This window comes from Edaphobacter modestus (assembly GCF_004217555.1).
In the GTDB taxonomy this organism is placed as follows: Bacteria; Acidobacteriota; Terriglobia; order Terriglobales; family Acidobacteriaceae; genus Edaphobacter; species Edaphobacter modestus.
In genome coordinates, this window is the sequence record NZ_SHKW01000001.1 from 716,268 (window position 1) to 727,885 (window position 11,618).

The 11,618-nt window shown below is 55.0% G+C and carries 7 protein-coding genes and 5 pseudogenes; 7 read left to right on the top strand and 5 right to left on the bottom strand.

Annotation, left to right across the window (positions count from 1 at the left end):
- The first annotated feature begins 16 nt into the window (after positions 1-16).
- Together BDD14_RS02940 and BDD14_RS02945 are read left to right on the top strand one after the other, a co-directional pair.
- Positions 17-3,163 (top strand): efflux RND transporter permease subunit, encoded by a 3,147-nt coding sequence (locus BDD14_RS02940; RefSeq protein WP_130417496.1) that lies wholly within the window; start codon positions 17-19, stop codon positions 3,161-3,163.
- Between the two features lie 79 nt (positions 3,164-3,242).
- Positions 3,243-3,680, top strand: a complete 438-nt coding sequence (locus BDD14_RS02945; protein ID WP_165419895.1) for an efflux RND transporter periplasmic adaptor subunit — start codon at positions 3,243-3,245, stop codon at positions 3,678-3,680.
- 97 nt (positions 3,681-3,777) lie between these two features.
- Here BDD14_RS02945 and BDD14_RS02950 read toward each other — a convergent pair whose 3' ends face one another.
- Complete coding sequence (locus BDD14_RS02950; RefSeq protein WP_130417498.1) at positions 3,778-4,086, bottom strand: hypothetical protein; 309 nt, start codon at positions 4,084-4,086, stop codon at positions 3,778-3,780.
- 11 nt (positions 4,087-4,097) lie between these two features.
- On the opposite strand from BDD14_RS02950, the pseudogene BDD14_RS02955 reads away from it, so the two are divergent.
- Positions 4,098-4,190 (top strand): annotated as a pseudogene (locus BDD14_RS02955) (transposase); the annotation flags it as partial.
- 158 nt (positions 4,191-4,348) lie between these two features.
- A pseudogene (locus tag BDD14_RS02960) lies at positions 4,349-5,635 on the top strand (ISNCY family transposase); the annotation flags it as partial.
- 298 nt (positions 5,636-5,933) lie between these two features.
- Here the strand turns inward: BDD14_RS02960 and BDD14_RS02965 are convergent.
- From BDD14_RS02965 to BDD14_RS02975, 3 genes and pseudogenes are all read right to left on the bottom strand, one after another.
- On the bottom strand, positions 5,934-6,500 hold the full coding sequence (locus BDD14_RS02965; protein WP_130417500.1) for a PEP-CTERM sorting domain-containing protein: 567 nt from the start codon (positions 6,498-6,500) through the stop codon (positions 5,934-5,936).
- Between the two features lie 325 nt (positions 6,501-6,825).
- Positions 6,826-7,185: a hypothetical protein gene (locus BDD14_RS02970; RefSeq protein ID WP_130417501.1), complete on the bottom strand. Its 360-nt coding sequence runs from the start codon at positions 7,183-7,185 to the stop codon at positions 6,826-6,828.
- A 258-nt stretch (positions 7,186-7,443) separates the two neighbouring features.
- Positions 7,444-7,680 (bottom strand): annotated as a pseudogene (locus tag BDD14_RS02975) (IS110 family transposase); the annotation flags it as partial.
- 108 nt (positions 7,681-7,788) lie between these two features.
- On the opposite strand from BDD14_RS02975, the gene BDD14_RS02980 reads away from it, so the two are divergent.
- The 3 genes and pseudogenes from BDD14_RS02980 to BDD14_RS02995 form a co-directional block, all read left to right on the top strand.
- Positions 7,789-9,195, top strand: coding sequence for a Mu transposase C-terminal domain-containing protein (locus tag BDD14_RS02980; RefSeq protein ID WP_165419896.1), 1,407 nt, complete (start codon positions 7,789-7,791; stop codon positions 9,193-9,195).
- Between the two features lie 568 nt (positions 9,196-9,763).
- Positions 9,764-10,087, top strand: coding sequence for a TniB family NTP-binding protein (locus BDD14_RS02990; RefSeq protein WP_130417504.1), 324 nt, complete (start codon positions 9,764-9,766; stop codon positions 10,085-10,087).
- Positions 10,088-10,176: 89 nt separating this feature from the next.
- Positions 10,177-11,091 (top strand): annotated as a pseudogene (locus tag BDD14_RS02995) (outer membrane beta-barrel protein); the annotation flags it as partial.
- Between the two features lie 122 nt (positions 11,092-11,213).
- On the opposite strand, the pseudogene BDD14_RS34270 reads toward BDD14_RS02995, so the two are convergent.
- Positions 11,214-11,601 (bottom strand): annotated as a pseudogene (locus BDD14_RS34270) (efflux RND transporter permease subunit).
- Positions 11,602-11,618: the final 17 nt, after the last annotated feature.

The following is an 11,618-nucleotide window of genomic DNA, read 5'->3' on the forward strand; positions in this document are numbered from 1 at the left end:
CAGGTGATTAATTGACATGCGCTTAGTCCTCGCAGCTCTGGGTCGTCCCCTCACCGTGATCGTGGCGTTGATCGCAATTGTCGTCGGCTTCTTCATGGCGATCGGACGGATGCGTATGGATATCTTTCCCGAGGTGGGAAATCCTGTGATCTACGTTGCGCAGCCGTATGGCGGGATGACGCCTGCCCAGATGGAAGGCTTCCTTACCTACTATTACGAGTACCACTTTCTGTACATCACAGGCATTCAAGCCGTAGACAGCAAGAGTGTGCAGGGCGCAGCCCTCATGAAGCTCACCTTTCGGGAAGGCACGAACATGCAACAGGCGATGGCCGAGACGGTTGGCTACGTCAATCGCGCTCGCGCCTTCATGCCGCCCGGTACAGTGCCGCCATTCATCACGCGCTTCGATCCTGGAAGCGTTGCGGTTGGCCTCCTGCTGTTCACAAGCAATAGCCACACGCAAGGGGAGCTCCAGAACATCGCTCTGAATCAGGTGCGCCCTCTGTTCGCAACGCTTACAGGAGTATCCGCGCCTCCTCCATTTGGCGGCAATCAGCGCACGATTGTGGTAACGCTCGATCCTGACAAGCTGAAGCAATATGGGGTATCTCCTGAGCAGGCGATTGCGGCAGTGACCAGCGGCACGGTTGTGTCGCCCTCCGGCAATCTTTATGACGGAACACTGAATCGAATCGTTCGGACGAACTCCACGCTCGGACCAGAGCTGAACGATTTGATGGCGGCGCCCATTCATCCCCGCTCTGGAGCCAATATCTATCTCCGCGATATCGGAAGCATCGAGAATGGAACGGACATCGTTACGGCGTACGCTCATGTCGATGGCCGTCGCACCGTCTACATCCCGGTCACGAAGCGTTCCGACGCATCGACCCTGGCCGTGATCAAAGCCGTTAAAGCAGCCCTCCCCAGCTTCAAAAAGGTCATGCCGGATGACGTCGATGTACAGCTCGCCTTTGATCAGTCTGGCTATGTTTCAAACGCAATCAACGGGCTCGTCAGGGAAGCAGCTCTCGGCGCAATTCTGACCGGATTGGTCGTTCTGTTGTTCCTGAGAGATTGGCGGGGGGCGCTAATCGTCGTGGCAAACATTCCCTTTGCTTTGTTTGCCGCCGTGCTCCTTCTGTGGGCGACGGGCCAGACGATCAACATCATGACCCTCGGTGGACTGGCATTGGCGGTCGGCGTACTGGTGGATGAGGCGACCGTCGAAGTCGAAAATATCCATACGCAGCTACTCCCGGGTGTCTCCCGGGCCAAAGCCGTTCTTGAGGCTTGCCGGCGAACTGTAATAGCCCGTCTGCTATCAATGCTCTGCGTTCTAGCGGTGTTTGTTCCATCGTTCTTCATGAACGGTGTGGGCCGACAGCTCTTTGTCCCACTTTCTCTCGCCGTTGGCTTCGCAATGATCGCCTCCTACTTCCTATCGAGCAGCTTGGTCCCAGTCTTCGCAACGTGGATCATGAAGGAGGCGCACAAGGGAGAAGAGAAGGAAGGCAGCTTTGGAAAGCTGAGAACTCACTACGAGCGTTATCTTGGCTTTGTGCTGAATCGTCGGTGGCCCGTCATTCTCGGCTACTTTGCGGTAACGACCCTTATTCTCGTCCTGGTTGCGCCTCGTATTGGGAATGAAATCTTCCCTGATTCGAACGGACCTGTCCTGCGGATAAGACTCAAAGCACCTATCGGAACCAGAATTGAAGAGACCGAGCCGATGGTGATGCAAGCCTTAGAGCTGATCCGGAAGACGGTGGGCAAAGACAATGTCGAGATCACCTCTGACTACGTCGGCGTTCAGCCCTCGAGCTATCCGGTCAACCTCATTCATCTCTTCACCAGTGGTCCGGAAGAGGCTTTGGTGCAAGTCCAGCTCCGACCGGGTCATCCGGACGACGAACGATTGCGAGAGGATCTTCGCGCTGCGTTCCGCAAGGAGATGCCGAAGCTGACGATGGCATTCGAAGCAGGTGACATCGTTTCGCAGGTTATGAGTTTCGGGTCGCCGACGCCAATCCAGATCGATGTGCAAGGGGTAGATATCGATCAGGACTACACCTATCTTGCGAAGGTCGAAGCTGGGCTCCGCAAGCTCGACTTCCTGCGGGATATCTCCATTGTTCAGCCGCATCTTTATCCGACTGTCGAGGTGAACGTGAATCGCGACTATGCCGGTCAGTTCGGTCTCACGATGGCCGATGTGACGAACTCACTGACGCCCGCGACCGGTTCCTCTCGATTCACGGCTCCGAACTACTGGCGCGATCCAAAGACTGGCAACGCATTCCAGATTCAGGTGCAACTACCTTCGAACCGCATGCAGGGTCTCGGCGCGCTTTCAACGCTCCCGCTGATGCGCGAAGGTCAGGGCCAGCCGCAACTCGATCAGGTCGCCAAATTGGAGTACGGGACCATGCCGGAGATGATCGAACGTCTGAGTGGCCAACGGATCGTGAGTGCGACGGCAAACCTGCATGGGATGCCGCTCGGTGACGCTCAGAAGCGCATCGCCGAAGTACTGAAGAATCTGCCTGCGGCTCCGAAGGGTTCGGCGGTGGCGGTGCGTGGCCAGATACCCGCCCTTGAGGAGACGATCTCCGGTCTTCGCACCGGGCTCCTTCTTACTGTCGCAGCAATCTTCCTGCTGTTGATGGCGAACTTCCAGTCTCTCCGGTTGCCGCTGGCGATTCTCTCGACCATTCCTGGCGTACTCTGCGGGGTTGTTTTGATGCTGCTCATCACAGGGACTACACTCAACATTCAGTCCTTCATGGGAGCGATCATGGCGGTGGGCATCTCCGTCGCCAACTCGATTCTTCTTGTCAGCTTCGCAGAACAGGCCAGACACGAAAATCAGGATGTAGCTGCCGCTACCCGGTCTGGAGCGACCAGCCGTATACGGGCCATCCTGATGACCGCCACAGCCATGATCTGCGGGATGATACCGATGGCAATCGGCTTCGGAGAGGGAAGCGCGCAATCGGCTCCTCTCGGTCGCGCTGTGATCGGCGGCCTCATTGTTTCCACACTGACGACCCTAACCATTCTTCCGGTCGTCTATGCGCTGCTTCAAAGCAGAGCATCCACCACGTCGAATTCCCTCAATCCTGAAGATCCTTCGAGTCGATACTATGTCCATCCATAAACGTGTCTATCTTCTATTGCCCGTCGTTTGCTGCTGGCCTGCCTTCTGTCAATCTCCAGGGCATGTGGAGATGACGAAGGTGGAAAGCCGTTCCTCGGCTCACACTGTCCCCCTGACTGCGGAACTTACCCCCTTTCTCCAAACAGATATCGAAGCTCGTTTGCCTGGCTATGTCGAAAAGGTGTTCGTTGATCGAGGCTCCCTGGTCCATAGAGGACAGTTGCTGGTCCAGCTCTCCGCGCCAGAGATCAACGCTCAGAGAGCGGCTTCAGAGGCGAATCTCCATCAGGCGGAAGCTGAGGTCGCCCAGGCAGAGGCTCAAGCTGCCGGTGCGGAAAGCACGTCAGCTAAGATGCAAGAGGCAGCCAAGACTCCCGGAGCCATCGCTGGTAACGAGCTGCTGCAGGCCGAAAAGCAAAGAGATGCGTCGCAGGCACTGGTTGATAGTCGAAAAGCCGCGATGAAGACCGCGAAGGAACGCCTCCAGATGAGCCAGGCGATGGAACGGAGGGGCTGAGTGACCCGCTGCTAGTGGGGGCCGCTTTCGCCTCGGATAGAGATACGAGAAGCAAGCAGATGGCAGCGGCATTGCGAACAATCCGTGAATGCATCAGTCACCATTCTGAAAGCTCAGCTTTGATGAATTGCTTGACTCCCTCTGGACCTGTAATCCGGAGAATCATTGGACCAGCGCTGTCTGCGACGTAGATATCTTTCTCCTCCGGAGAGGAAGACGGGTCTGCATAACTTGTGAGAGCGTTAATCGCCGTTTGAGCCACGTTATCGATAGGTGTAGGCCTTGCCATCTCCCGGATCTCTTCGTCCATTGAGATCACTGGCTGTCCAAGTCTTTCTGCAATGTACTGATTAATCTTCACGACCGTTGAAACTTCCCGTTCCGTCAACAACAGAATCTGAAGCATGAGGGGCTCCCGCGAAGCTGGTGCAATATCTGAAGGGGCGTTCAAGCCGGATGTTGCAAGACGAGTTTCCGCAGTTGAAGAAGCGGCACTGGGGACAGCATCTGTTGCTTCAGCCCGGCAAAGCAACATCATAAAAACTGCCAGAAAGTCCGATAACGGTAATTACGTATAGTGACGTTGTAGGAGCAAAGCGATAATGTCGTAGCTCTGCAAAGCCAAAGTGTCGCTGCCCCATCCTGAGTTCAGGGTTGGAGGCGACAGATTGGGCTGGGTGCAGATGAGCAGACAGGATTTGCAGCGGATTGAGGTCTTGACCGAGGTGCTGGCGGGCCGGCGTACGACGGTGTCGGCGGCGGGCGTGCTGGGTGTGAGCTTGAGGCAGGCCCAGCGCTTGCTGGCCAGGTATCGAGCTGGTGGTGGTGGAGCGATGATCCATCGGTCTCGCGGTCGGCCCGCGTCCAACCGCTTAGGTCCAGGCGTTCAGGAATATGTGCTGGAGTTGGTCCGGCAGAACTTCCGCGACTTTGGTCCAACGCTTGCTGCCGAGGCCCTACTCGAGCGACATGGCGTTGAGGTCTCGCGTGAGACGCTGCGCAAGTGGATGGTCGCCGACGGTCTATGGCTGTCGCGCAAGCAGCGCCGAAGCTTTCACCAGCCGCGGCTGAGACGTGAGTCCTATGGCGAGTTGATCCAGATCGACGGCAGTGATCACCGATGGTTCGAGCAGCGCGGCGAGCCCTGCACGCTGCTGGTCTTCATCGATGACGCAACCAGCAAGCTGATGCAGCTACGCTTTGTGCCCAGCGAGAGCACGGACTCCTACTTCAGTGCTTTGCAGGGCTATTTGAACGATCACGGCTGCCCTGTCGCTTTTTACTCGGACAAGCACACTGTCTTCCGCGTGAACCGACCAGACGCGATGGGAGGATCCGGGATGACGCAGTTCGGTCGTGCGCTGGCAGAGCTCAACATTGAGATCCTCTGCGCTAACTCCAGCCAGGCGAAGGGCCGGGTTGAGCGGGCTAACCGCACTCTTCAGGACCGGCTAGTCAAGGAACTGCGACTAGCCGGCATTTGCGATATGGCAGCTGGCAACCTCTTCCTTCCGTCGTTCGTCGAGCACTTCAACGAACGCTTCGCCTTGCCTGCACAGAAGACTGAGAACCTTCACCGTGCACTGCATGTCAAAGCGACTCAACTCACCGATATCTTGTGCCATCGTGAGCAGCGGCACGTCAGTCAGCAGCTCACGATGGCTTACGATCGCAAGCAGATCATCCTAGAACGTAGCGAGATATCGGAGAAGCTGGCGGGGCAGTATGTCGAGATCTATGACTTCATCGACCAGCCCCTGGAGGTTCGATGGAAAGGTCACCTACTTCCCTATCGCGTCTTCAGCAAAGACCAGCGCGTAAGCCACACCGCTGTCGTAGAGAACAAACGCCTCGGCCACGCACTCGCAACGGTGAAAGCGCAGCAGGACATCAAGCATGTACCGAAGGTGATGACTAACAGCGCAAAGGGCGGATACAAGAAGAACCCTCGTCGGCTTTACGGGCCGGATTACAAACCGAAAATCGCGGCGGCGCCCGCGGTGGAAATGACGGCCTGATGGAAAGCATGGAAGACCGACGATGAAGCTGTCGGTCTCCCACCCTTCCCACAGTCCTTGGAAATCACCAAGTGCGGTGATTTCACACATTCCCACCGCACGACGACGACTACGCATTATGATGACAATCTAGCTTTGCAGAAACGACGACGCTTTAGCTTTGCAGCAACAGACGTTGTAGGAGCAAAGCGATCTGAATGCAAGGGAAAAGTTTATGGATGAAGGAATGTCTGCGTCAATGTATCCGGCCTTTTGGTGGAGATTGAGTCTCCTGACCATGATGAGATACGCCGCGTAGCTTGCGGCGAACTGCACCGGCGAGCCCCAGCATGCCGGTCGATAGCATGAGCAGAGAAGATGGCTCCGGTATTGGTGATGTGATTTCCAAAGTGAAGTCCGAGGAGAAAGTATTCACGCCGAGATTCGTGAGGCTGAATGTACCAAGAGAGAATGTAGGGACAGCCTCGGAGCCGGTATAGAGCTGCGGACCTGCCTGATTGATTATACTTCCGTCGCTAATGCAAGTAGGGTCGCCTGTGGTGATGCATAGGCCGCCAAAATTCGATTCGGTGAAGAAAGATATGAAGTAATTTTCCGGTGTGCCGTTCACATCGACGGCAACATTATTCATAGTGAATAGGAAGAGGTCAACGTTCTGATCTGGTGTGGGGCTGGAAGGAAGTGAGAAGGTAATGACGTTTGTGCCATCAGTTAATTTGAAGTTATCGATGGGACTAGCGAAGGATACCGCGGCTGTCGAGCAACTAAAGGCGGTCACCAGCAGAAGAGTGCGTAATTTCATTGATGCCTCCTGGATAGATCCATTCAGAAGTGAGCCGAGATCTCCCGGCGTGCGAAATCAGGAGAGTTAAGTCAATGTAGGTGCAATTCCATTGCCACCGTTAGCTTATTTTTTTCAATGAGATACGGGGTTGGAAGCAACTATGTTTGCATGATCTTTCCCACAAAGAACGAACGGTTTCCACATTGGCGCCTTTTTGGCAGAAGACGAGAAGACCGTCCCGAGGGTCTTATGCGCAACACGGACTGACGTGTTCCCTCACCGCCTCTGGGCACGCCATTTACGACGAAGCCAAAGGACCAAGTGAAAGTGCAATTATGTATAGTCACTGGGCAACATAATGAATACCCAACCAGAGGGTTCCCATGATCACGACCCCGTGACCTTGATCGGTTGACTTCACGCTGTTGCCGATGATCGGACCAATAATGGCGATAATACCGGCGATCGCTGCAATCACCGGCACCTGAGTGGTGAATAGAGCGAGCAGTCCAGCCAGTCTCGGAACACCAGACATAAGCAGGTGGATCAAGGCCTGAGTTGCCGCTTCGTCCAGTTCTGCATGCCAGCCAAGGATCACATCGTCGACATGCGCCTTGCCACCTTTCTGGATGGCCACGATAGCTTCGACGATTTTGCTGGACTTTGGGTCTGCCCAAAGGTTGGCCAAATCGAAGTTGCTCAAATGTATGGTCCGCCGTCTGAATGCAAGGGAAAAGTTTATGGATGAAGGAATGTCTGCGTCAATGTATCCGGCCTTTTGGTGGAGATCAGTCTCCTGGCCATGATGAGATACGCCGCGTACCTGTCCTACAAAACCCCTCGGCTGTGGAAGAGCCTATTGAGCAATCAGGTTTCAGGTACGCCGTTTGACTGTTCTTTCATCTTTACTTATCCGGTGCAGACCTCGGTGGGAGAACTTGATCTTGATAGCTACGCTTAGCTAGGCCGCGACTGGCTCTTGAACTGCCCGATAGTCCTGGCCGCTTGACAGCACGGCCCAAGCGATCCTTGCCAGTTTGTTTGCCGTGGCGACGATGAGCACGTTGCGTGGCGCTCTGGCTTCAAGAGCGGTCATCCACGCGCCCATGGCGACGCGGTCTCGCTTCGATCGCAATACGACTGCGCGGGCTCCATGGATGAAGATCTTGCGCAGGTAGTTGTTACCGCGCTTGCTGATACGTGTAGCTTTCGGAATTATTTGGCGTAGTGTTTCGGAATTATATGGCGTAATGTCTTTGACATGCGAGAACTTGGCGAAGTGCCTGAGGAAACTCGGGAGCTTGCGATGTCACGGTTTCGGTTGATTCAGCCACATCTCGAGAAGAATCAGCCCCTGCAAACCGTAGCAGCTGACGGAAAGGTACCGTTCCGGACTGCGCAGCGGTGGGTGAGCCAATACCGCAAATTCGGATTGATAGCGCTTGTACGCAAGACAAGGGCTGACCTTGGTGCCCGCAGGGTGATCTCGCCGAAACTTAAGGCAGCCATAGAAGCGCTCGCCTTGAAGAGTCCTCCTCTACCGGTCCGGTCAATCTGGCGACAGATTCGGCAATTTGCGGAGACAATCGGTGAGCCCCCACCTCGCTACGGACTCGTTTACGATCTCATCCGTGAAATCCCAGTTGGACTGCTTACCCTCGCCCACCGTGGAGGAAAGACGTACAGCGAAAAATTCGACCTGGTTCACCGACGGGAAGCGCCGCGACCAAACGCTATCTGGCAAGCCGATCATGCACAATTGGGGATCCGCCTGGTAAGAGAGGCTGGTCAGATCGCCAAGCCCTGGTTGACCGTCGTCATCGATGACTATAGTCGGGCTGTTGCTGGATACTTCCTCGGCTTTGATTCTCCCTCCTCGACACGAACCGCTCTCGCCCTTCGACAAGCGATCTGGCGAAAGGGCCATCCACATTGGCAGGTATGCGGCATCCCCGATGTGCTTTATACGGACAATGGCTCGGACTTCAAATCAAAGCACATCGAGCAGGTCGCTGTCGATCTCAAGATCCAGCTCGTGTTCTCAACACCAGGGAAGCCGCAAGGGCGTGGCCGCATCGAGCGCTTCTTCCGAACCGTCAACGAAATGTTTCTTTGCGAGCTTGACGGATTCGGAAAGAAAAGGCGACGCAAACCAAACCTCTCCATTGAGCAACTTGACGAACTCTTCCGGATATTCCTTTTTGAGACCTACCATCGACAACCCAGCACTGCTGCAAGGACGGCTCCCTCGGTGCGCTGGGAGGAAGGTGGATTTCTGCCTCGCATGCCCGAGTCTCTCGAACAGCTTGATTTGCTGCTCATGCAAGCGGTGAGCGCTCGGAAGGTGCGTCGCGATGGCATTTACCTTCACGGTCTGCGGTATCTTTCCTTGGTTCTGGCCGCGTACGTGGGTGAAGATGTGACCGTTCGGTACGATCCCCGTGACATGGGAGAGATTCGTGTTTTCTACAAGGATCGCTTTCTTTGTTCTGCGGTTTCCGCGGAGCTGGCAGGAGAGACCATTTCTCTCCGAGACATCACTCGAGCGCGCGACCAGCGTCGTCGCGAACTCAAAACGATCCTCCACGATCGGCAACGGGTCGTCGATTCGCTTCTGCAATTAAAAAAAGGGACGAGTTCTGAGGAGATCCATGCAAAAGCAGCCGCCGCACCCCCATCCAAAGTCCGCATCAAAAGGTACCGCAACGAGTGACGGCGTATTCGTCGAGACCATTGAACACCGCAGATTTGTCGAATTTTGCGATGCATGCCGCAATTTTCGCTACATCGGTCTGTGCTACGGGCCCCCAGGTATTGGCAAAACTCTCTCTGCTGTTCGCTACAGTCGCGCGGATCAAATTCAACCAAGAGATGCGTGGACAAATGAAGTGAAAGACAATCGTCCAACAGTGCTCTACACGACCTCTGTGGTCAATACCCCCTCCAGGGTCGCCATCGACATCTCGATGGCGAAAGAGCGAGTCAGAAACATCCTCCTGGATCCAATCCTGCAAGAAGCCAGGATTGTTCTTGACGAGATCAGACTCAAAGACGAGAAAAGACGAAGGGACATCATAGACAAACCGGGTTGCTCTCCGGAGAACCTCCTGCAGTCGATCCCACCTACTTTGAGACATACAAGCACTATCAAGCGAGACAGCGAGCGGTCTCGGACCCGACAACTTTGATCCTGGTGGATGAGGCTGATCGCCTCCACATGAATAGTCTCGAACAGATGCGATCGATCTTCGATCAGGGTACCGCCGGTGGTGCTGATCGGCATGCCGGGCATCGAAAAGCGTATCGCCCGCTTTCCTCAGTTCTATTCCCGCATCGGATTCGTCCACGAATTTCGGCCTCTGGATGCAAACCAGGTCCAGGAACTCCTTGCGCGGTGCTGGGCGCCGGCGGGTATCAAGCTCCCTGATGGGCCGCTCTCCCCAGAAGTTGTCGCAAGCCTCATACGCATGACCGGAGGAAACTTCAGGCTGCTGACCCGACTTCTAACGCAGATCGAACGAGTTCTCAGTGTGAATGACCTTCACCATGTCTCTGTCGAGGTCGTTGAAGCGGCACGGGACAGTCTGGTGATCGGGACAAACTGACCGAGCGTACGCCAATTATTCCCGAAACACACGCCAAATAATTCCGAAACTCGGCGCCATTTAAAGCTGAAAGCTACACGCATGGTGTCCATCTCTTTCGACGTGGCTATACAAACCTCATAGACCCCGCGACGACTAAGCGCCCGCTTCCGCAATACCCCAGCCAGATCGACACCAAGTACAACGAGGGCATGTCGAGCTTCAATTCATTGGTCGCAGGCGTGAATCGGCGGTTTCACAATGGTCTCTTCCTCGGAGGTAACTACATGTATTCTCATGCCCTGAACGACGGATCAGTCGGTGCGGGCGATGGCGATGCTGCACAGAACCTCGCATGTTTTCGCTGCGACTATGCGAGCAGTGACTTCGATTCTCGACACAGCGGTACCTTCAGCGTCGTCTATGAACTGCCATTTGGCCGTGGACGACGATACCTCAATAGGAGCATTGGAGTTGATTTGCTCACTGGCGGATGGTCTGTGAATACGTTGCTGAGCGCCCGAGCGGGTCTACCTGTCAACGTCACTCTCAGCCGCAGCAGCAACGAGTTACCTGATGGCAATAACTCCGGGCAGAGGCCAGATCGAGTCTCCGGGGTCCCACTTTACCTCGGAAGCCGAAGCATCTCACATTGGATCAATCCGGCCGCATTTTCATTACCGGTAGTCGGAACCTGGGGAAATGCTGGACGCAACCTCCTCACAGGACCTCCTTTGTGGCAAAATGATTCTGCAATTGAGAAGAACTTTCGTATCACGGATCGTGACAACGTGATCTTCCGCGCTGAAGCGTTCAATATCTTCAATCGAGCACAATACGGCCAGCCGTCTTCTTCTCTTAGCGTCACAACGACACCCTGCACAAATAAGACACAGAACTGTGTTATTCGCACTCTTACGGTACCCTCGAGCTTCGGGAAGATTACCTCTACCGTAAATAACGCCGGGCTCGTCGGGACAGGGACGCCGCGAGTTCTGGAGTTTTCCCTCCGCATCACATACTAAAGAAAACAATAAAATCCAGGAAGTTACGCGCACTGGGTTCCTGTGAACTCGCAGCTTACAGAAACAAAGACCCTGGAATTGTGCTGGCGATACCCGCCGCCCAACAGACGACCAAAAGGTCGCTAGCTGAATTGATAGATTCGGCCATGTGTGACTCCATTTTCAGGCCGGAGGATATAAGCACACGTCATCGGCGTAAGAGTCAGCGAAACCATGGAGATCGCAATCGAAACCGCTAGAGTGACGGCAAATTCGCGATAAAGCTGGCCTGGAATTCGTCCCATAAACAGAATGGGAATAAACACCGCAATGAGCCAAAGCCCCATAGATAACACTGGCGGCCCAGTTTCTTCCGAACCCTTTCATGGCAGCTTCCATCGGGGGCACGCCCAACTCCATCACGCGAACGACATTTTCCATGACGACGATGGCGTCGTCGACTACGAACCCTGTGGAGATGGCGAGTGCCATGATCGATAAATTGTCTAGGTGTAACCGCAAAAGATACACCGAGGTTCGCGTGACAC